This is a genomic window from Agrobacterium sp. S7/73 (assembly GCF_019355535.1).
Taxonomy (GTDB): domain Bacteria; phylum Pseudomonadota; class Alphaproteobacteria; order Rhizobiales; family Rhizobiaceae; genus Agrobacterium; species Agrobacterium tumefaciens.
Genome location: NZ_CP072137.1, coordinates 1,783,833 through 1,805,107, shown reverse-complemented (window position 1 = coordinate 1,805,107; position 21,275 = coordinate 1,783,833). Strand labels below are relative to the sequence as shown.

The window sequence follows — 21,275 nt, the reverse complement described above, 5'->3', positions numbered from 1 at the left end:
CGTGCATTTATGACAGTTTTATGACAATCACCCCCCACAACTAATAAAGCGCCATTGAGGGCCAATTCGCATGATGAGCATTTTTCGCAAGCTGATGCCGCGCGAGGACCGTTTCTTCGACATGTTTAGCAAACATTCGGAAACGGTCGTCAAAGCCGCCGCAGCTCTGGACCACCTTCTGAGCGGCGTCGACGTTGAGAAAAACTGCGACCTTATCGTCGCCCTCGAAGACCAGGCGGATGATATTACCCGCGACGTTCTGCTTGCGGTGCGCCGCAGCTTCATAACGCCCTTTGATCGTGGCGATATCAAGGACCTCATCCAGTCCATGGATGACGCCATCGACATGATGCACAAGACCGTCAAGACGATCCGGCTGTTCGAGCAAACCGAATTCGACCCGCTGATGCGCGAGATGGGCCACGAGATCGTGCGTGCGGCAAGCCTCGTCGCCGAAGCCATCCCGCTTCTGGAAAAGGTCGGCACCAATGCCCAGCGCCTGTCGGTGATTGCCGAAGAGGTTACCCGCGTCGAAGGGCGCTCCGACGAGCTTCATGACCAGGGCCTGAAGGACCTCTTCCGGCGCCATGGTGCGACCGGCAATGCTATGGCCTATATGATCGGCAGCGAGATCTACGGCGAACTCGAAAAGGTCGTCGACCGCTTCGAGGACGTGGCGAACGAGATCAGCGGCATCGTTATCGAGAACGTCTGATGGATGTCGCGCTTGCACTGCCGCTGCTTGTCGGCCTTATCGCCATCGCGCTGTTCTTCGATTTTCTGAACGGTCTCCACGACGCCGCAAATTCCATCGCCACCATCGTTTCCACCCGTGTATTGCGCCCGCAATATGCGGTGGCATGGGCGGCCTTCTTCAATTTCATCGCCTTCCTGTTCTTCGGCCTGCATGTGGCCGAAACGCTCGGCACCGGCATCATCGATCCGGCCATCGTCTCCCCGCAGGTCATCTTCGCGGCATTGATGGGCGCCATCGTCTGGAATATCGTCACCTGGATTTTCGGCATTCCCTCCAGCTCGTCACATGCCTTGATCGGCGGTCTCGTCGGTGCGGGCTTTGCGAAGGTCGGTTTCAATTCCATCGTCTGGTCGGGTCTTCTGAAAACTGTGGGCGCGATTTTCATGTCGCCGGCCATCGGCTTTTTCCTGGCACTGCTGCTCGTGCTTGCCGTCTCCTGGCTGTTCGTCCGCCAGACGCCCTTCGCCGTGGATCGTACCTTCCGCATCATGCAGTTCATTTCCGCCTCGCTCTATTCGCTCGGCCACGGCGGCAATGACGCACAGAAGACCATGGGCATCATCGCTGTGCTGCTGTTCAGCCAGGGGCATCTTGGAGAGAGCTTCTACGTGCCGTTCTGGGTGGTGATCTCGTGCCAGTCGGCCATGGCGCTCGGCACACTGTTCGGCGGCTGGCGCATCGTGCACACCATGGGGTCGAAAATCACCAGGCTGAACCCGATGCAGGGGTTCTGCGCCGAAACCGGTGGTGCGCTGACACTTTTCGGCGCGACGTGGCTCGGCATTCCGGTGTCCACCACCCATACGATCACCGGCGCCATCATCGGCGTCGGTGCCGCGCGTCGCGTCTCGGCGGTGCGTTGGGGCCTCGCGGGCAATATCGTGATTGCCTGGGTCGTGACCATGCCGGCCGCTGCCCTGATATCCGCATCTGTCTATGGTCTTACATCGCTGTTCGGCTGAGACAGAGACCCGCCCTCTCTGCCAAAGCTCCCGGAACAAAAGCCACCCTGTGGTTGTTGATCCGGGAGACAACTGGCGACAAGGCGGATCGCGGATCATGGCACGGCAGGTTTTCTGGAAGGGCTATCTGAAGCTGTCGCTGGTGACGGCCGCAGTTTCGCTGACGCCTGCCACGACCGAAAGCAACAAATACCGCTTCCACGTTCTCAACCGCAAAACCGGCAATCGCGTCGAAAGCCGCTATGTCGACAGCGTTAGCCACAAGCCGGTGGCCGCAAAGAACCAGGTGAAGGGTTTTCCCCGCGCCGAAGACGATTATGTGTTGCTGGAGGATGACGAGATCGATGCGGTCGCTCTCGAAAGCACCCGCACTATCGACATCCAGACCTTCGTGCCCACAGGCTCTATCGACTGGATATGGTACGACCGGCCGCACTTCCTGCGCCCGGAAGACAAGATCGGCACGGAAGCCTTCAGCGTGATCCGGGAAGCCATGCGGGCAAACGGCGTTGTCGGCATTGCGCGGCTTGTTCTCTATCGCCGCGAAAGAGCGGTTCTGCTGGAACCGTCAGGCAAGGGCATCATTCTGTGGACCCTGCACTATGGCGAGGAAGTGCGCGAAAGCATCGACGCGCTGGATCCGAAGATGAAATTCGAAAAGCCGCTGCTGGAGGCAATGGAAAAACGCATCGGCAAACAGATGACGGGATGGAAACCGGCGCTGGTGCAGGATCCGATCCAGAAAAAGATCAGCGCTTTGCTAAAAACCAAGAGCAAGACCGTCTCTTCCCCGGAAAAGAAGACCGGCACGAAAACTCGGACCGGCGGCAATGTCATCAACATCATGGATGCCTTGAAGAAAAGCCTTGCCTCGGACAAGAAAGGCTGACGCTCATCGGGCCTTTTTCGGCAGGGGTCGCGCGGCAGCGAAAAAGCCGTCCCATGGATCCTTCTTCAGGGCAGAAAGGCGCGCACCGATATTGCTGACCGTGAAGTGTGCCGGACCTATCTCATCTGAGAGTTCCGCCCATTCGATTGGCGCTGAAATGGCGGCTCCCGGTCGGGCACGTGTCGAATAGGGCGCAACAGCCGTATTGCCCCTGCCATTACGCAGATAGTCGAGGAAGATGCGGCCCTGGCGTTTCGCTTTGGTTGCCACCGCAAGATATTTCTCCGGCTCCGCCTTGGCCATGTCATCCGCCATGGTCTTTGCAAAGGCCTTCAAGGCCGGCCATCCCGCTTCCGGTTTCAAAGGTGCCACGACATGCAACCCCTTGCCGCCGGAGGTTTTCACGAAAGCGGCCAGGCCGGCATCTTCGAAACGCCGCTTCAGTTCCAGTGCCGCATCGATTACCTCCTGCCATGACACGTCCTCGCCGGGGTCTATATCCATGGTGATCATGTCAGGCTTTTCCCAGTTCGCGGTTGTCGCCCCCCATGGGTGAATTTCAAGCGCAGCGGACTGGACCAGGGCCATCATGCCATCGAAATCCGTAATCCTGATAAGCGGTTCGCCGCCCTTGTCCTTCGGATCCTTGATCTGGTCTATCGCCTTGTTCACACCGCGCCAGGCGTGTTTCTGGAAGAAACGCTGACCATCGATCCCTTCCGGACAACGCAGCAGCGCCAGAGGCCGGTTGACGACAAAGGGAGCCATATAGCGCCAGACCTGCGTGTAATAATCGGCAAGCCCTTCCTTGGTCACGCCATCGTCCGGCCAATAAAGTCGTTCCGGATGGGTGAACTTGATCTTTGACTGCGGCGTCCCTTGTTCCGACACGGCTTTATCCTCGCGTTCGATTTCACCCGCCGGCTTGTCTTCCCGCAAGCCGCGGAATGATGCATGGCGCAGATTGCCATCTCCGGACCAGGCACGAAACTCCACTTCTGCAACCAGTTCCGGCTTGACGTAATGCAGGTCGCGGCGCGCAAGTGCCGTGAGCTTTTCGCCGAAAGGGCTGTCATCGATGCCCAGCGGCTTCAGGCGGCCAAGCAGCATTTCGGCAATGTCAGCGGTATAGCCGGTGCCGACGCGGCCAACATGACGCAGCTTGCCTTCCTCATAAACGCCGAGCGCCAGCGAGCCGATGGCATTGTCCGACGCGGATGACAGCGTATAGCCGCCGATGACGAATTCCTGCCGCATCGAGCACTTGGATTTCACCCAGTTACCCTTGCGGCCCGAGACGTATTTGCTGTCCTTGACCTTGGAGATAACGCCCTCGAGGCTGAGGCGGCAGGCATGATCGAGAACAAGCCCGCCGCTTTCCTCGAAATGTTCGCTGTAGCGAAGATGCGGGTTGCTGGCGGGCAGCAGCTTTTCCAGTAGCGCCTTGCGATCCGTCAGCGCCGCCCCGCGCAAATCCGTGCCATCCAGATACAGGAGATCGAAGGCATAAAAAACGAAGCGGTCGCTGCGCCCTTCGCTCAGGTCCTGTTGCAAGGCTGAGAAATCCGAGGCGCCGCTGTCCCGTTCCACCACGATTTCGCCGTCGATCATCAGCGTTTCGGCCGGCAGCGACTTGAGCGCTCGAGCCACGGCATCGCCGAACTTTTCGGTCCAGTCCAGTCCGCTACGGGTCAGAAGCTGGAGTTTGCCGTGGTCGATACGGACCTGCAGGCGATAGCCGTCGAACTTGATCTCATGCAGCCAGCGGGAGCCTTCCGGTGGCTTGGGTTTCAGCGTCGCAAGTGCCGGCGGCATGAAGGATGGCAGCGCCTGTTTGCGGGCACCTTTCGGAAGGGCATGCGCCTGTTTTTGGCCCGAGGAAGAACTAACGGTCTTTTTCGATACGGGCTTCGAATTCCAGGTGTCTTTCGGCTTGGCGGCAACTTCTTCAACACTTTGGCCAGTCTTCACGGATTCCGGCCGCTCCTCCAGAATATCGGCGCCGCCATCATGCCTTGCCTCTTCGTCGTCGCCCTTGATCAGCAGCCAGTTTTCACGGCTTTCACCGGGCTTTCCATGCATACGTACAAGATGCCAGCGGCCTTTAAGCTTTTCGCCCTCCAGTTCGAATTCGAGATGGCCTTTGCGGTAGCCTTTCTTCGCGTCGCCAATCGGGCGCCAGACACCACGATCCCAAAGAATGACGGTGCCGCCGCCATATTGACCTTTCGGGATTACGCCTTCGAAGTCGCCGTAGCTTAGAGGGTGGTCCTCGACGTGGACCGCAAGGCGCTTGTCCTCCGGGTCAAGGCTCGGCCCGCGGGTTACCGCCCAGCTTTTAAGGACGCCGTCCATCTCCAGCCGGAAATCGTAATGCAGCCGGCGGGCATCGTGCTTCTGTATGACGAAACTCGATCCCTGCGCATCGACCTTGTCGCCCTTCGGCTCCGGCGTCTTGTCGAAACTGCGCTTGGCGTTATAGCTCTGCAAACCCATGGATCAGCTCGCTTTCCGGGAGGATTTGCGCCCCGCACCAGCGGTAGATTTTCCGCTGTCGCCGTCACCGGCGCTGCGGCGCAAAGCCTCCTTCAGGTCGATGATGTTATCTTGCTTGCGCGGCGGCTGTTTGCTGATTTCCCTGCCCTCGATCTTCGCCTTCACCAGTTCCGCCAGCGCATCATTGTAACGATTGGTATATTCCGCGGGATCGAATGTGCCTGCTCGTTTCCCGATGATGTGACCGGCGAGTTCAAGCATCTCTTCATCGAACTGAATATCGGGAATGGACTTGAAAACGGTGGTTTGCGAGCGAACCTCGTAGCCGAAATTCAAGGTCGTCGCCACGAGCGCCTTGCCGCTTGGACGGATCAACAGCACGCGGTTTCGGCGAAAGAGTACCGCTTCGCCAAGTGCTGAGACCTTCTCGTCGTCCATGGCTTTTGCCAGCAGCGTCAAAGCCTCTTCGCCACCTTCCTGCGTCGGCGCCAGATAATAGGATTTGTCGAAATAGAGCTTGTCGATCTCGTCGTGGCTCAGAAAATGCTTGATGCGGATGACCTTGTCGTTTTCCGGCATCAGCGTTGCGATCTCATCTCCCTCGATGACGATATGGTCGCCATTGTCGAGTTCATATCCCTTGACCTGATCCTCGCGGTCGACAGCGTCGCCGGTATCGCTGTCGACATATTGCCGTTCGACGCGATGGCCGGTCTTTCGGTTGACGATGTTGAAGGAGATCTTTTCCGATGAAGTGAGCGCGGAATAGAGACCGATTTCACAGTTGAAATCGCCGAATGTCAGATGACCCTTCCAGCTCGCTCTCCGGTTCATGATGGCCGCCCATGGTCGTCTTGAGAGGATTGGCCTCTGCCCCGGTCCGCAGCAAGGATGCGCTCGATAGCGGGAACGTCCCCATCCGCCAGCACCGGAACAGGGTCGGATGCCATCGCCTCCAGCACCTCCGGCGAAAGCCCGCCATTGCGGATGACCCATTCCATGGCCTCGCGCGTTTGCCGCTCGGCCTTCAGCTGCGCATAAAGCGCCAGTATCAGCCGGTCGCGGACATCGAAGGGCTTCACATCTCTGTCTGAACGTTCTGTCTGTCGTTTCATGTCAAGTCCTCAAAGCCGATCAGGCAACGCCCCGGCCTCCGGTCACACCATAGACCTCGCCATTGATGAAGCTGCCATCCTGCGAAGCCAGCAGCACATAGACCGGTGCCAGTTCCACAGGCTGGCCAGGACGGCCAAAATCGCTGTCCTTGCCGAAATTCCTGACCTTTTCGTCCGGCTGCCCGCCGCTTGGCTGCAAAACCGTCCAGAAGGGACCAGGCGCGACGACATTTGCCCGCACGCCCTTTTCGATAAGCTGTTTGGCGAGCGCTTTCGTATAGGCAACGATGCCGGCTTTCGTAGTTGCATAATCAAGAAGAATGGGAGACGGCTCATAGGCCTGTATAGATGCGGTGGTGATCACCGACGATCCGGGCTCTAGATAAGGAACGGCGGCCTGCGCAATCCAGTGCAGCGCGTAGAGATTGGTCTTCATCGTGCGGTCGAAATCTTCAGTCGACAGCTCGGTGATACCCTCGCGATATTGTTGTCTCGCGGCGTTTATCACCAGAATATCGAGGCCGTTGAGATCACCTACCGCTTTTTCAACCAGTTCGCGGCACCATGCCTCATCGGTAATATCTCCGGGTAAGGCGACCGCCACGCGGCCTTCCGCTTCGATAAGTGCTACCACCTCTTCGGCGTCCGATTCTTCCTCCGGCAGATAGGATATCGCGATATCTGCACCCTCTCGCGCAAAGGCAATTGCCACCGCGCGACCGATGCCGGAATCACCGCCGGTTATGAGCGCCTTGCGCCCGGCAAGCTTGCCGCTGCCGCGATAGGTCTTTTCACCATGATCAGGGAAAGGCATCATGTTCGTGACCAGCCCCGGCATTTCCTGAGTCGGCGTTGAAAAGGGCGGGCGCGGATACTGGTTGCGCGGGTCCTGCGGCTCAAGGCGGTCTGTCATTGGTTTCTCCCAGAGATAGAATTCCATCCTTGGTGCGTCTCATGACCAGCGAATTCATCATCGGAAGGTCAGGGCTGTCGTCTGCCGCCGGCTGCGGCGGTGGCGACACGGACGCACCACACACAATCCTAACGATCTGCGTTCGCTCTCGTTCCATTGGCGTAGGAGAATGGAATTACGACGGCATCACGCCGCCGCACTCCTCTTTCAGACGGAATGTTTCTTCCGCTTGCCAGTGCTTGCCGCCGCGGCAGGAGCCACATCCGGCCTGCCGAAGAGATAACCCTGCGCCTGCGCGCAACCTTCATCGACAACCATGCGATATTGCGCGTCGGTTTCGATACCCTCCGCCGTCACTGGCAGATCGAGGCTGCGACCGAGGCCGATCACCGCGCGCACGATGGCGCGGGCATTATCATCCTCGCTCATGGCGGCGATGAAGCTGCGGTCGATCTTGATCTTGTCGAAGGGGAAGCTCTGCAAATTGCTGAGCGAGGAATAACCGGTCCCGAAATCATCCATGACGATGGCCACACCCAGCGCCTTCAACTGGTTGAGGATGATCAGCGTCGCCTTGCGGTCCTTCAGCAACGCGGCTTCGGTGATCTCGAGTTCCAGCCGGTTCGGCGAAAGGCCGGACTGCATGAGAACCGTGCAGACGACATGGCCGAGATTTGCGAGCGAAAACTGCAATGGTGAAACATTGACTGCGATTTTCAGGTGCGGCGCCCAGGTGCTCGCCTGGCGGCAGGCCTCGCGCAGCACCCATTCGCCGAGCGAGATGATGATCCCGCTTTCCTCTGCAATCGGAATGAAGACATCCGGAGGTACGACACCCCGTGTCGGATGCTGCCAGCGTACCAGCGCCTCATAACCCACGACCTGACCACATTCGACGGAAAGGACAGGTTGATAGTTCAACACCAATTCGTTGCGGTTGATGGCGAGCCGCAGATCAGTTTCGAGCTGGCGGCGCTCGCGGGCCTCCTGATCCATCAGGGGATCATAAAAGGACAATATTCCGCGCCCACCCATCTTGGCGCGGTAAAGCGCCAGATCAGCGGCGTGCAAGATGCTTTCGTTGCTGTTGCCGTCCCGCGGAAAGACGGCGATGCCGATGCTGACGCCGACAGCGGTCGGGTCGTTGGCCGCATTCATTTTCAACCCGAACATGGCAAGGATTGTCTCGGCAAGCAGACGTGCCTCCTCCGATTTGGTGTGCCGGGCAGTCAGGATAACGAATTCGTCGCCCCCGAGACGGGCGACGATATCTCCCGGCCTTGCGCATTCATCGAGGATGGTCGCAACTTTTTTCAGCACCCGGTCGCCCTCGGCATGGCCGAAAATGTCGTTGACCGCCTTGAACCGATCGAGATCGAGCGCCAGCAAGGCAAACTCATCCTCCGCGTCGCAATGTTCGATCTGCTGGTGCAGCCGCGTCTGGAACATGGTGCGGTTCGAAAGGCCGGTCAGCACATCGTGGCGGGCCAGATATTCGATCTCCCTTTGCGCCTCCCGCTTTTCCGTCAGGTCGCGAATGGCCAGCACTTCGCAAGGATGGCCGCGATACTCGATGGTGCGCACGGCAAGCTCGAACACCTGCGGCCGGTCGGTGCGTTCGCGGATTGCCTCAACCGGCGCGAGGCGCGGCAGATAGGTGGGCTGTCCGTCCATGGCCTTGAAGAGATCATCTGGATTTTTACCCATCAGCGATGCCTCATCGCTGCCGACAAGCCCGGCAAAACGGGTATTCAGCTCAACAATGCGGCCATCACGGACCACGGCAAGACCATCCAGCGTCGCATCCACAAGCCCCTTGAGATCGACAAGGTAACGGTCAACGAGAGCGGCGGTGGCAGTGGCTGCGAGGACCAGGAAAGTCACGCCCGAAACGGCAGCAATCATGATCACTCTGGCGAGATTGTCGGGATCCGGGCCAGCGACGGACGGATCCGGCGACAGGATCGTGGCCGACATGGCGGTGAAATGCAAAGCGCAGATTGCCAAGATCGAACATCCGGCCGGAATGACGATGCGTTTCCATGCGGCGGAGCGAAGGAACAGGAAAAAGGCCAGCAGAAAAAATACCCAGGCAACGGCAAAGCCACCCAAAACGGGGCCCCAGCGATAGCTGATCGTGGCGGCCACATCCATGCCCGCCATGCCGACGAAATGCATGACGGCAACCGAAAGGGTAACCAGCGTTCCGACGATAACGGGACTGTAGCTCGCCTGCGAGCGCGCCCTGAGCGCCAGCCAGAACCCCAGAACGGCCAGAACCGCCGACAGCGCCGTGAACTGGAAATCAAAGCCGATCGGGACTGAACCCTTATAAGCAAGCATGGCAACGAAATGCGTAGCCCAGACGCTGAGCCCCGCTGCAAAGGCGGCAACCAGCACCCAATAAGGCTTGCGGCCAGCCGGGCTTTCTTCCGCACGCAACAACAAATGGAAAAAAGCATGCATGCCAAGCAGGCAAATAACCGCTGCAAGCAGTACGATCGCATGATCGTGTTGTACCGCAACGCATTCCAGAACCGTGAACATGATGCACTCTCCCAGCCTCGAGAACCGCCCACGATCGCACTATGGAGTTGGTTTATTTATAAATCTCTAATGCAACTTTGGATAATTGATCGATCTCATCGACAAAGAGCCAGGAGACGCCGGGCCGACGCGCCAGGGCATAAAGCTCTTGCGACCGGCCCAATAAACGCCAAGAGAGAAAGCCTTTATTTCCAGCTTCGAAAATCGTCCCCGGCACAACCGAAAGGTGCCGGACCATCAGCAAAACGCTCCTGCAGACGCGCGCAGCCCCACTCGTTTAGCGCCGCGGGCATCATGTTGTTGAGATCCATGCCCGGAGAGTTGAATTGCGAAGGCGCGCTGGTGACGTACCACAGCCAGTACCCCAAGGTTGCAACGACGATAAAGGCGACAATTGCAACGAACGTTGCCAGCCGTCGCGCAAGGCTTGGGGCCTTTGTCACCGCCGCGCCGGGGGCGGATACGCCCTCCTGCCCACGGTTCGCAAGCGCCGGTTCGAGCGAGGCAAGTGCTTCCGCTCTTTCCTGTTCCGATAGGTCAATTCGCTCCAGCTGATCGTCAAGCAGAACAGGCAGCGGGGTTTCACCGTGCCAGACCGCCAGTGCGACATCGTGTTTGCCGGTGTGGCCGACGACGACCGGGATTCGCCCTCTCTCCAGGTAGGTAAAGGATTGCCTCTTCGTCTTCCCTTCCCTGACCGTATCGGCATAGGTCACGAAGAGACGGCTGCGTTTTTCGGCGACCGCCGTCAGCGCCACCGGAATAACAGTCAATGGCGCCGGGTGCCGCAGACGCAGACGAGCCCGCAAGGTGCGGATAAGTGTAAGCAGCAGTGCGAAACAGCCGAAACCGAGCAGGGCAACGAACACGCCCAGGGTTATGATCCGGTTCCAGAGCATATCTAGGCCAAGTGAAATCGTTGCAAGTTCGGGATTCTTCGCCGAAATGACCAGACCGGTTTCATAGTCGCCGGAATGGAAATCGACGAACATGACCTCGACATCCTTATTGTAGCTCACACCGCCATGGTCGTAGGAAAGCTCCGCTTCGCAATTCGTGAAGATCGCCTTGCGGGTCTTGCAACTGCCGTTGATATCGCCGCTTTCGATCTCCAGCGGGTCGCGGCTGATCTGATAGTCGCGCAACACACCCGGGCCTTCGGCCACGAGCAGGACGACTGTAATCACCAGCAGCACGGGAATGGAGAAATAATAGGCCGCCGGTACCGAAATGACACCGCGCTTCAAACTGAGCGGCCTTGCGGGAAGTTTTATTTGTGGGAAGCTCATGGTGCCAACGCATTTAGTGGAATGTGAGCGAGCGGGGTTTGGGAATACCGCTCTGGGAAAGGGTCGATCGCTGCACGGTCTAACCCGCTAGAGCCATCGCGAAAACCCCAAGAATTCAAGGATGCGGGCGTAATAGTTCGCACGGCGGCCCTGTCTTAATTGGCCAGCAAGCAGTCGAGGGACCCACAAAAAAACGGGCGGTAAAGTCACCGCCCGTCACATGTTTTCCGTCTAGTGGTTTGCAGTCACTGCTTCGTCACGTTTTCCAGTCGCGTCGTCTGGCTGGGGTGACCGACATAATCCTTGACGCGCGACGTCAAAACGATCGGCTCGTATCTCTCGAAGAGAGGCAGAACGGCTGGCTTCTGCGCGACGAACATTTCCTGCATCTGGGTGTAGATTTCCCCACGTTTCTTGGCATCGGGCTCAAGGGAAGCCTTTGCGGTCAGAGCCGTCAGCTCCGGAATGTCCCAGGCAGAGCGCCAGACGAAATTGCCGGCATTGTTGGCAGCAAGCGAGTTGTCGGGGTTACTGGAGAACTGCTCCATCGAGCCGAGGACGTTGGGCATATAGGCGCCCGTCTGCGGAATAAGCAGATCGAAGTCCCGCGCACGGTGAGCGGCAATCACGTCCGAACCGTTACCCTGCTGAATGTTCACCTTGATACCGACCTGGCTGAGCGATGCCTGGATGGCCGTAGCAAGATCGATACGCGGCGTTTGGGCAATTGTCTTCAGATTAAGCGTGAAGCCATTCTCATAGCCGGCTTCCTTCAGAAGAGATTTCGCTTTCTCGACATCAAGCTTCCAGTCGGGGCTTGGAATGGCATATTCAAAATTCTCCGGAACCGGCACCGTGCGCGCCCTGCCATAGGGACCCATGATGGTCTTTTCCATTCCCTTGTAGTCGATGCCGTAAGCAATCGCTTCGCGAACCTTGGGGTTGGAAAGAGGCTCCTTGCCGGCATTCATGGACAGGACGTAGAAACCACCCGTCGGCACGCGCTGGATCTGAAAACCTTCCTTGTTGTTGAAGGTCGCAAGGTCGGATGCCGTCAGCGCGCTGGCAATGTCGATGTCGCCTCGCTCCAGCATCAGGCGCTCCACCTGACTTTCGGGTACATGCCGGACGATCACGCGACGCATTTTCGGGCTGCCAGCCACATAGTCCTTGTTGGCCTCAAGAATGATGATTTCGTTCGGCGACCAGCGATTGAGGGTGAAGGGTCCTGAACCGGCGGAATTTGTTCTCAGCCACGCATTGCCCCAGTCGCCATCAACTTCATGGGACTTGAGCTCCTTGCTGTCGACGACACTGGCAATGACCATCGCCAGACGATAGAGCAGCAGCTCGGAGGTCGTTTGCCCTGACAGTTCGATACGGACCGTCTTCTCGTCCGGGGCGCTCACCAGCTTGTCGACATTTTCCGCGTTGTAACCGACGCGCTTGAGGTTGGCGGCCGCCGCCTGATTCATCTTCAAAAGGCGGCTGAACGAATAAACCACATCTGCGGAGGTAACGGGATTGCCCGACGCAAAGTTGGCGGCGCGAAGATGAAACGTGATGCCCTTGTCATCTGTCTCCCAGCGCTCTGCCAGCTGCGGCGAAACCTTCCCCGAGCCATCAACCGAGATCAGCCGATCGTAAAGATTGGCCATGATTTCGTTGGCTTTCGCTTCGGTAGCCTGATGGGGGTCTAGCGAGAGCACCTGGGCCAGCGATGTCCCGACAACGAGCTGGTCTTTGGGGGTCTTGGCCGCCACCGGCGACGCCTGCACCAACATGGCTCCCAGAACGGTGGTGAATGCGAGACGGATCATTGATTTTTTCATAGCTGCTCCTCCTACAGATCGGTAATTGCAAGCCGGCAGCGCCATGACGCGCCAACCGGCCTGAAACAGTCAAAGATGGTTGTTATTAAGCGCCTCGATGAGCGCGGCGATGTAGCCGTAGCAAAACGCAAAGGCGACACCGACGGGATCGCGGCCCGCAATCGTCGGCACATGATCGGGCATGATCATGTATCGATAGCCGAGTTCATGGTAGAGCTTCAGCGAACGGACCATGTCCATGTCACCCTCGTCGGGAAACGTTTCCATGAACGACAGCTTGCCGCCGCTGATGTTGCGGAAATGGACATTGAATATCTTGTCGCGGCTGCCAAACCAGCGGATGATCTCGTCGATCTCCTCGCGCGGATTGTCGAGCATCTCGCCGATCGATCCCTGGCAGAAATTCAGGCCGTGATAGGGGCTTTCCCGCATCTGCACGAATTTCTTCAGGCCCTCGACGGTGCCGAGCACCCGGGTGACACCCTTGTAGCCGGGCGGGGTGTAGGGGTCATGCGGATGGCAGGCGAGCCGGACCTTGTTGCTTTCGGCAACCGGCACCACGCGTTCGAGGAAATAGTCGATGCGTTCCCAGTTTTCGTCCTCGGATAGAACACCGGCAAGGCCCGGAGCCGCATCATGGTCCGCCTTGTCCCATCGCCAGGCTTCATTGAGCGAACCACCACGCCCACGCTCCATTTCAGTGCGCGGGATGCCGATGAGATTGAGGTTGTATTTCGCCGCCGGGATGCCGGCCCTGGCGATATCCTCAATCATTCTGCAGACGGCATCAATCTGCCGGTCGCGTTCTGGCCCGGCAAGCAGGATATCGGGAAACGATGCCTGTTCGATCGGCCTTGATGGCAACGGCAATTGCACCATGTCGAGCACGAGGCCAAAGCTCTCGACCTTGTCACGGTGACGCTCAAAATCCTCAAAGGTCCAGCTTGCGGGTGCACCAGGCGGATCGGCGTTGATATTCTTGACGCCAAGCTGCGCCCAAACCTTGAAATCCTCGTCATCGCGCGCTGTCACCTGGGTGCCGACATACATCGATTCTCTCCTCACTCCATGCTAGTCATCATATGACATCGCACGAAATAAGATGAGTGTCGAGATGCTATTGCGCCTCGGAAAGCAACCTGTATCGACGCTGGCTCGCAAGCATATGATCGCGCATGGCTTTCCGCGCGGCATCCGGATCCTGCTCTACGATGGCGCGCAGGATTGCCTCATGCTCGGCCTGCACTTTGCGCAGATAATCCGCGTCGCCCGTCTCCGGCAGGGTTGGAAACTGACCGCGCGGTATCGAGCGTGACCCGAACTGGCGCAGTGCCTCGAGATAAAACCGGTTGTTGGTCGCTATCGCAATGGCCGTGTGAAACTCGTAATCGGCACTGACGGTGCTTTCGCCCGCATCGATGGCCCGGCCCATTTTCCGATGGGCTGCGGAAATCGCCGCTTCTTGCTGGGCTGTGCGGCGATAGGCGGCAATTGCCGCTGCTTCGCCTTCGGTTGCGAGCCGAAACTCAAGCATTTCCAGCGTTTCCGCAATTGTGCCAACTTCGGATTGCGTCAGCTTCACACCCGCCCACTCGCTGACATTGCTGACGAACACGCCCTTGCCGTGGATGGGAATGACATAGCCGGAAGAGCGCAGATCCGCGATCGCCTCGCGAACCACTGTGCGGCTCACGCCGTAGGTGCGCTCAAGCTGCGGTTCCGTGGGAAGCTGATCGCCGTTCTTCAGTTTTCCACTGCGAATTTCTGCACTGAGATTATCGATGATCTGTTGTGCCCGCCGCTCCCGCGGCTTTTCCCTATCGCCCATCATGCCACTCTTCCCTCTTGCAGAAAACGAATCCCTTCGTTACTCATATGATGACGTGGCGTTACGTCATATGTTTTCATGTTAGCTCAGGGAGGAGTTGGGATGAAGTACCATCAAAAGTTTTTGCAGGGTAGAATTGCTCGTCTGCGGCGAGCCGTTCAAAAAGTGGCATCGCTGACAGCGTTTTCTCGTGGAAGTGCGATTTGCGATGACTGAAATTTCATTGCGCGGGCTTGGACATCGCTTCCTGCAACTTGTCGTCAGCCTCTTCATCCTGCTCTGCATCACCTTCATCATTGGCCGGGTGATGCCGACCGATCCGGTCGGGGCAATCGTCGGTGAGCTTGCAGATCCCAAGGCCTATGAAGCCATGCGGGCTCGGCTTGGGCTTGATCTCCCTCTCTACCAGCAGTTTTTCATCTATCTCCGCGGCCTGCTGCACGGCGATTTCGGTATAGCTATTCTGACCGGAAACCCGGTAACGCGGGACCTGGCGCAAGCCTTCCCGGCGACGCTTGAGCTTGCAACGCTGGCAATCATCATCTCCACCGTCATCGGCGTCCCGCTCGGTCTCTCCGCGGCCCTGTTTCGCGACACGTTCATCGACAAGTTCGCACGTGTCTTTGCGCTGGTGGGGCATTCGATACCCGTATTCTGGTTCGGTATCGTCGGGCTCGTGATTTTTTATGCGAATCTCAACCTTGTCGCCGGGCCCGGTCGCGTGGACGTCTTTTACGAAGGCCTCGTGGAGCCGAGAACAGGGCTGATGCTGGTCGACACTCTTCTCGCAGGTGAGACAGAGATTTTCTGGAATGCGCTCGCGCATATCATGCTGCCGGCGATCATCCTTGCCTATATGGCAATGGCCTACATTACCCGCATGACCCGCGCCTTCACGCTCGAACAGCTCAGCCAGGATTATGTGATTGCGGCGCGTGCGAAAGGCGTCAGCCCGGCGCGCACCGTAACCCGCCACGTACTGCCGAATATCGCGGTTCAGCTGATCACCGTTCTCGCCATCTCCTATGGCAACCTACTGGAAGGCGCCGTTGTGACCGAAATCGTCTTTTCCTGGCCCGGCATCGGACAATACATGACGAATGCACTGCTTATCGGCGACATGAATGCGATCCTCGCAGCCACGATCGTCATCGGCTTCATCTTCATGATGCTCAACTTCCTCGCAGACGTGGCCTACACCACGCTTGACCCGCGGACACGGGAGGTCGCTCGATGACCGATATAACTCAGAACACTCCCGTGCGGAGCCGCAGCGCATTGTCTCGGATATCCACAACAACGGCGCGGACGCTGCGGAAGCTTGGCGACGAGCCGCTTGGAATGTTCGGCTTTGCCATTCTCGCCATTCTGGTCGTGGTTGCCATTTTCGCTCCCCTGATTGCGCCATATGATCCGGTGCGCCAGGTGCTCGACAATGCGCTTCAGCCTCCCAGCTGGGCGCATCTGGCGGGGACCGACGAATTTGGCCGAGACATTTTCAGCCGCCTCGTCTATGGCACCCGCATCACGATCCAGACCGTCTTGTCGGTCTCGGTCATCGTCGGCCCTATCGGCCTTGCAATCGGTGTCATGGCCGGTTTCTTCGGCGGCAGAACCGACGCCATTCTGATGCGCGCGACCGATATTGTCCTTTCCTTCCCTTCGCTCGTTCTGGCACTTGCCTTTGCTGCTGCAATGGGAGCCGGTCTCGGCACCGCAATCATCGCGATCTCGCTGACCGCCTGGCCGCCCATCGCGCGTCTGGCTCGGGCCGAAGCGCTGGTCGTGCGCAACACCGACTATGTTGCGGCCGCACGCCTCTACGGGGCCTCGCCGATGCGCATCCTGTTTCTTTATATCGCGCCGATGTGCATTCCTTCGGTCATCGTCAGACTGACATTGAATATGGCCGGTATCATCCTGACGGCCGCCTCGCTTGGCTTCCTCGGTCTTGGCGCTCAGCCGCCGCTTCCCGAATGGGGGGCGATGATTTCCAGCGGCCGTAAATTCATGCTCGATTACTGGTGGGTCGCCGTCATGCCCGGCATCGCGATCCTTTTGACGAGCCTTGCCTTCAACATCGCTGGCGATACGCTGCGCGACCTACTGGATCCGCGTCATGCCCGTTCCTGATAGCTCTCCCATTCTTTCGGTCCGCGATCTTAACGTTCGCTTTGGCCGCAACGCCATCCCCGCCGTCTCCAATGTCAACTTCGACGTCGGGCGCGAGCGTGTCGGTATCGTCGGCGAATCCGGGTCCGGAAAGTCCACGACCGGTCGTGCCGCCATGCGCCTTCTGCCCAAGAGCGCCACGGTGACGGCAGAACGGATGGATTTCCTCTCCGAACCCCTGCTTGAAAAATCCGAGCGCCAGATGGGTGCGATCCGCGGCAGCGAGATGGCGCTCATCATGCAGGATCCGCGTTATTCCCTCAATCCGGTCCTGCCGATCGGAAAGCAGGTGGCGGAAGCGGCCGAGCTGCATCTGGCCCTCAAGGGCAAGGCCGCCAGAAATGCCGCGCGCGACATGCTGCTGCGCGTGCGCATAAACGATCCTGACCGCGTGATGGGGCTTTATCCCCACCAGATTTCAGGCGGCATGGGACAGCGCGTGATGATCGCCATGATGCTGCTTGCCAAACCCAAGCTGGTCATCGCCGACGAACCGACCTCAGCACTCGATGTCAGCTTCCGCAAGGATGTCCTTCTGCTTCTGGACGAGATGGTGCGCGAAAACAATTCGGGCCTCATCCTCATCAGTCACGATATCCGCATGGTCGCGGCCTTTTGCGAACGCGTGCTGGTCATGTATGGCGGACGCGTCGTGGAGACGCTTTCCAAGCTCGAAGATGCGCAACACCCCTATACACGGGGCCTGATCGCGGCCATGCCCGATCCCCGCAATCCGGTCCGGCGCCTCAAGGTGCTGGATCGCCAGGCAATCGATGCGGAGGTGATGCGATGATCACGGTAGACAAGCTTGATGTCGTCTACGGCACGAAGGAAACCCGCAATCACGTCGTGCGCGACGTCAGCTTTCGGGTCAACCGAGGCGAGACACTCGGCATCGTTGGCGAAAGCGGTTGCGGCAAGTCGACATTGCTGCGATCGCTTGCCGGTCTGGAATCCGGCTGGACCGGATCGATCTCTTTCGAAGGCAAGCCTGTGGGCAAAGTCCGCAGCCGCGACGAGCTGAAGCTGGCGCAGATGGTGTTCCAGGACCCCTATGGTTCCCTGCACCCACGCCACCGCATCGGCCGGGCTCTTGCCGAACCGATCCGCTCCATGGGGCTTGGTGACGGCTGGTCGAAGGTTCCGGCCGCGCTGCAGCAGGTTGGCCTGCCCGCGCATTTTGCCGAGCGCTTCCCGCACGAACTGTCCGGAGGACAGCGTCAGCGTGTTGCGATCGCCCGCGCGCTTATCCTCAAGCCGCCGATCCTGCTTCTCGACGAGCCGACATCCGCTCTCGACGTCTCCATTCAGGCGGAAATCCTGAACCTGCTGGCCGATCAGCGCGACGAGCAGAACCTCACCTTCGTTCTCGTCAGCCACGACCTGTCGGTTATAGCCCATATGTGCGACCGCGTTCTGGTCATGCAGAATGGTGTTTTTGTCGATGAGTTGACCAAGGCCGATCTTGAAGCGGGCATCACCCACGCCGCCTATTCAGGCGAACTCTTCGAGAGCAGCTTCCTCTGAAAGCAGTCATGGGGTGAGCCATGGGAACAGCTGGACTGCGAGGTTTTCCCTGGCAGTCTAGTATCTGATCTTTCGGGCCGCGCAAGAGGCAGATGGCCCCGTGATCAGTTCAGCCGTGCTCCGTCTTCACTCGAAAACAGATGGACGCAGTTAAGTGTCGGCGAGACCATGATGCTGTCGCCGACTGCCTGCCCTATGCGTTCCCGAAAGACGCCGAGTACCTTGGTATCGCCGAGTTTCATGGTGACCTGCGTTTCCGATCCTAATGGTTCAACCAGCATTATCTCGGCAGGCACGCCGCCGGCATCAAGCAGGAAGTGTTCCGGGCGGATGCCGTAAACGGCCTGTTTGCCGGCAAAGCCGGCCGCGGAAACTGGCAAGGGCAACACGATACCTGCGGTTTCAAAACCTCTTTCAGTTATCGCGCCGGTCAGGAAGTTCATCGATGGCGAACCGATGAAGCCCGCAACAAACTGATTTGCCGGGCGGTCGTAAAGTTCGAGCGGCGTGCCGATCTGCTCGACCCTGCCGCCATTGAGAACCACGACCCTGTCGGCCATCGTCATCGCCTCGACCTGGTCGTGCGTCACATAGATCGTGGTGGTCTTCAGCTTCTGGTGCAGTGCCTTGATCTCGCCGCGCATGACGACGCGCAACTTCGCATCAAGGTTGGACAGGGGCTCATCGAACAGGAACACCTGCGGATTGCGAACAATGGCCCGGCCCATCGCAACACGCTGGCGCTGGCCGCCGGAAAGCTGGCGCGGATAACGGTCGAGCAGTTGCGCAAGGCCAAGAATATCCGCTGCCCAGTTCACCTTTTCAGCAATTTCCTGCTTGCTGGAACCGCGGTGCTCCAGCGAAAAGCCCATATTGCTGGCCACCGTCATATGCGGATATAGGGCATAGGACTGGAACACCATGGCAATATCGCGGTCCTTGGGATCGAGATCGTTGACGACCCGTTCGCCGATCCTGAGCTCTCCGCCGGTAATCGTTTCGAGACCGGCTATCATCCGCAACAGGGTCGACTTGCCGCAGCCGGAAGGCCCGACAAGCACAACAAACTCACCGTCCTTAATGGCGAGATCGATGCCGTGAATGGTTTTCACCGCGCCATAGCTTTTGCGGATGTCGGAGAGAGTAACGTGAGCCATCAATCGGTTTCCGGTTCTTCAGCCCTTGAGGCCGGTATGGGCGAGGCCTTCGACAAACTGCTTCTGGGCAATCACGAAGACGATAAGCACGGGCAGCGCAGTCAGCGTCGCTGCGGCAAGCTGGATGTTCCACATCGGCCCGCCATAGGCGTCGGTATATTGCGTCAGCGCCTGCGGCAGCGTGAACATCTCGGCGCTGGAGAGAAAGACGATGGGTTCGAGGAACAGGTTCCAGGAATGCAGGAACGTAAAGATCGCGACCGAAGCAAGCGCCGGCTTTGCCAGGGGCAAGGCAATCTTGCGAAATATCTTGAAACGTCCAAGACCGTCGACGCGTGCGGCCTCCTCCAGCTCCCCCGGCAGTGTCACAAAAAACTGCCGCATGACGAAGGTGGCAAACACGCTTGGCGCCCCGAAAATCGGCACGAGGATCAGCGGCCAGTGGGTGTTGACCATGCCTGCCTTCAGGAACATCTGGAAGAGCGGCACGATCGTCACTTCGGACGGGATCAGCAGGCCAAGCAGTACGATCATGAAGATCACATTGGCGCCCGGAAACCGGATCCGTGCGAAGGCATAGCCTGCCATTGAGGAGATGATCATCGTGCCGATCGTCACCACAGCGGCAATGTAGGCGGAGTTCCAATATTGCCGCACGAAGGGCTGCAACTCGAACACCTTCGCATAGGTCGTCCAGTCGTGGCTCTGCGGGATGAGCTGCGGTGGGAAGGCGAAGATGTCGCTTATGGGCTTGATGGAGGAGGTAACCATCCACCAGGTCGGAAAGACGAACGGGATCAACAGCACGCACAACAGCCCGTAAAGCGCCACCTGCATGCGGGGGGAAAGGTCAGCTTTCATAAAAGACGATCCTCTTGCGCATCTGCCACTGGGCAAAGGTCAGCACGGCAACAATCAGAAACAGCAGGATGGACAGCGTCGAGCCGTAACCGAAGAAATGGAACTGGAAGGCCTGCTGATAGAGGTAGTAGACCAGCACCGTGGTCGACAGACCCGGCCCGCCCTGAGTCAAAACCGCAATCTGAGCAAAAACCTGTAACGAGCCGACAATGGTGATGATCGAGGTCAACAGGATCGTCGGGCTGATCAGCGGCAGGGTGATGCGACGGAACTGTTTGAAGGCTGGCGCGCCGTCGATGCGGGCGGCCTCGTAGAGTTCCTTCGGCACGCCCTGAAGTGCCGCCAGAAACAGGATCATGTTGAGCCCGACATTCTTGAAGACCTGCACGACGATGACCGAAATCATCGCTGTCGTCTCCTCGCGCAGCCAGTTGGGACCTTCGATCCCGACCATCAGCAACATGCCGTTGATGCCGCCATTCTTCTGCAGCAGGAAACCCCAGACGATCGTCCAGGCAACCAGAGACACGACGACGGGCGAGAAGAACAGCGTTCTGAATATCGCAATGCCGGCAAGCTTCTGGTTGAGCAGCACGGCAAGCAGCAGCGCCAGCGACAGGTTGAACACGACGAGGCCGGCTGAGAATATCCCGGTCGCGCCCAGCACCTCCAGAAGATTGCCGTCTTCGATGAGCATCCGGTAGTTTTGCGCACCGGTATAGGTAAAGGTATTGGCGAGCACGTTCCACTCATGCAGCGAATACCAGAACACCAGCCCGAGCGGGATCAGCACGAAGATGATGATCCCGATCAGCTGCGGGGCGATGAACAGAAAGCCAGCGAGACTGTCGCGCCGCGCGATGGTCCAGAACGCCGATGCAGGGCGATGCCGGGTACGGGTAATCTCCTGCGCGACAGCCATGGCTTTCT

At 58.7% G+C, this 21,275-nt stretch carries 19 protein-coding genes; 7 read left to right on the top strand and 12 right to left on the bottom strand.

The genetic code is table 11. The annotated features are described in order from the left end of the window. Positions 1 to 70: 70 nt before the first annotated feature. The 3 genes from J5276_RS23175 (at position 71) to J5276_RS23165 (ending at position 2,608) form a co-directional block, all read left to right on the top strand. Entirely contained in the window at positions 71 to 715 is a 645-nt protein-coding gene (locus J5276_RS23175; RefSeq protein WP_004431197.1) for a DUF47 domain-containing protein, read from the top strand. After that, the gene (locus J5276_RS23170; protein ID WP_004431194.1) at positions 715 to 1,719 is read left to right on the top strand and encodes an inorganic phosphate transporter; all 1,005 of its coding nucleotides are present in this window, start codon (positions 715 to 717) and stop codon (positions 1,717 to 1,719) included. The genes J5276_RS23175 and J5276_RS23170 overlap by 1 nt, the downstream gene beginning before the upstream one ends. A gap of 97 nt (positions 1,720 to 1,816) precedes the next feature. Further along, positions 1,817 to 2,608 (top strand): Ku protein, encoded by a 792-nt coding sequence (locus J5276_RS23165; protein WP_174012387.1) that lies wholly within the window; start codon positions 1,817 to 1,819, stop codon positions 2,606 to 2,608. A gap of 3 nt (positions 2,609 to 2,611) precedes the next feature. Here the strand turns inward: J5276_RS23165 and ligD are convergent, their stop codons facing one another. The 9 genes from ligD to J5276_RS23120 form a co-directional block, all read right to left on the bottom strand. Then, positions 2,612 to 5,104: a DNA ligase D gene (gene ligD, locus J5276_RS23160; protein ID WP_174012385.1), complete on the bottom strand. Its 2,493-nt coding sequence runs from the start codon at positions 5,102 to 5,104 to the stop codon at positions 2,612 to 2,614. Positions 5,105 to 5,107: 3 nt separating this feature from the next. Next, the gene (locus J5276_RS23155; RefSeq protein ID WP_209159661.1) at positions 5,108 to 5,938 is read right to left on the bottom strand and encodes a Ku protein; all 831 of its coding nucleotides are present in this window, start codon (positions 5,936 to 5,938) and stop codon (positions 5,108 to 5,110) included. After that, positions 5,935 to 6,219 (bottom strand): hypothetical protein, encoded by a 285-nt coding sequence (locus J5276_RS23150; protein ID WP_013761133.1) that lies wholly within the window; start codon positions 6,217 to 6,219, stop codon positions 5,935 to 5,937. Before J5276_RS23150 ends, J5276_RS23155 begins: the two co-directional genes overlap by 4 nt. A gap of 19 nt (positions 6,220 to 6,238) precedes the next feature. Next, the gene (locus tag J5276_RS23145) at positions 6,239 to 7,132 is read right to left on the bottom strand and encodes an SDR family oxidoreductase (RefSeq protein ID WP_174012375.1); all 894 of its coding nucleotides are present in this window, start codon (positions 7,130 to 7,132) and stop codon (positions 6,239 to 6,241) included. A gap of 207 nt (positions 7,133 to 7,339) precedes the next feature. Continuing rightward, positions 7,340 to 9,679 (bottom strand): EAL domain-containing protein, encoded by a 2,340-nt coding sequence (locus tag J5276_RS23140; RefSeq protein WP_111789932.1) that lies wholly within the window; start codon positions 9,677 to 9,679, stop codon positions 7,340 to 7,342. 185 nt (positions 9,680 to 9,864) lie between these two features. Then, positions 9,865 to 10,968, bottom strand: coding sequence for a hypothetical protein (locus J5276_RS23135; RefSeq protein ID WP_111796673.1), 1,104 nt, complete (start codon positions 10,966 to 10,968; stop codon positions 9,865 to 9,867). 245 nt (positions 10,969 to 11,213) lie between these two features. Then, the gene (locus J5276_RS23130; protein ID WP_370647638.1) at positions 11,214 to 12,752 is read right to left on the bottom strand and encodes an ABC transporter substrate-binding protein; all 1,539 of its coding nucleotides are present in this window, start codon (positions 12,750 to 12,752) and stop codon (positions 11,214 to 11,216) included. Positions 12,753 to 12,869: 117 nt separating this feature from the next. After that, a complete protein-coding gene (locus J5276_RS23125) occupies positions 12,870 to 13,850 on the bottom strand; it encodes a mannonate dehydratase (RefSeq protein ID WP_013761138.1) in 981 nt (326 codons plus the stop codon). A 67-nt stretch (positions 13,851 to 13,917) separates the two neighbouring features. Then, the gene (locus J5276_RS23120; RefSeq protein WP_004431172.1) at positions 13,918 to 14,631 is read right to left on the bottom strand and encodes a FadR/GntR family transcriptional regulator; all 714 of its coding nucleotides are present in this window, start codon (positions 14,629 to 14,631) and stop codon (positions 13,918 to 13,920) included. Between the two features lie 205 nt (positions 14,632 to 14,836). Here J5276_RS23120 and J5276_RS23115 point away from each other — a divergent pair, with 205 nt between their 5' ends. Genes J5276_RS23115 through J5276_RS23100 form a run of 4 tightly spaced genes read left to right on the top strand, consistent with a single transcriptional unit; the run spans position 14,837 to position 18,327 of the window. Continuing rightward, positions 14,837 to 15,865 (top strand): ABC transporter permease, encoded by a 1,029-nt coding sequence (locus J5276_RS23115; protein ID WP_065660278.1) that lies wholly within the window; start codon positions 14,837 to 14,839, stop codon positions 15,863 to 15,865. Beyond that, positions 15,862 to 16,761 (top strand): ABC transporter permease, encoded by a 900-nt coding sequence (locus tag J5276_RS23110; RefSeq protein WP_013761140.1) that lies wholly within the window; start codon positions 15,862 to 15,864, stop codon positions 16,759 to 16,761. The genes J5276_RS23115 and J5276_RS23110 overlap by 4 nt, the downstream gene beginning before the upstream one ends. Next, positions 16,748 to 17,593 (top strand): ABC transporter ATP-binding protein, encoded by an 846-nt coding sequence (locus J5276_RS23105; RefSeq protein WP_209159659.1) that lies wholly within the window; start codon positions 16,748 to 16,750, stop codon positions 17,591 to 17,593. Before J5276_RS23110 ends, J5276_RS23105 begins: the two co-directional genes overlap by 14 nt. Next, a complete protein-coding gene (locus J5276_RS23100; RefSeq protein WP_111796676.1) occupies positions 17,590 to 18,327 on the top strand; it encodes an ABC transporter ATP-binding protein in 738 nt (245 codons plus the stop codon). Before J5276_RS23105 ends, J5276_RS23100 begins: the two co-directional genes overlap by 4 nt. Before the next feature lie 104 nt (positions 18,328 to 18,431). Here the strand turns inward: J5276_RS23100 and J5276_RS23095 are convergent, their stop codons facing one another. From J5276_RS23095 to J5276_RS23085, 3 genes are read right to left on the bottom strand one after another with little or no spacing between them, the layout of a single operon-like run. Then, positions 18,432 to 19,484 (bottom strand): ABC transporter ATP-binding protein, encoded by a 1,053-nt coding sequence (locus tag J5276_RS23095; RefSeq protein WP_065660275.1) that lies wholly within the window; start codon positions 19,482 to 19,484, stop codon positions 18,432 to 18,434. 18 nt (positions 19,485 to 19,502) lie between these two features. After that, the gene (locus tag J5276_RS23090; protein ID WP_060642606.1) at positions 19,503 to 20,345 is read right to left on the bottom strand and encodes a carbohydrate ABC transporter permease; all 843 of its coding nucleotides are present in this window, start codon (positions 20,343 to 20,345) and stop codon (positions 19,503 to 19,505) included. After that, positions 20,335 to 21,267 carry a carbohydrate ABC transporter permease gene (locus J5276_RS23085; RefSeq protein ID WP_111796677.1) on the bottom strand — a complete coding sequence of 311 codons (933 nt, stop codon included), beginning with the start codon at positions 21,265 to 21,267 and terminating at the stop codon, positions 20,335 to 20,337. The genes J5276_RS23090 and J5276_RS23085 overlap by 11 nt, the downstream gene beginning before the upstream one ends. Positions 21,268 to 21,275: the final 8 nt, after the last annotated feature.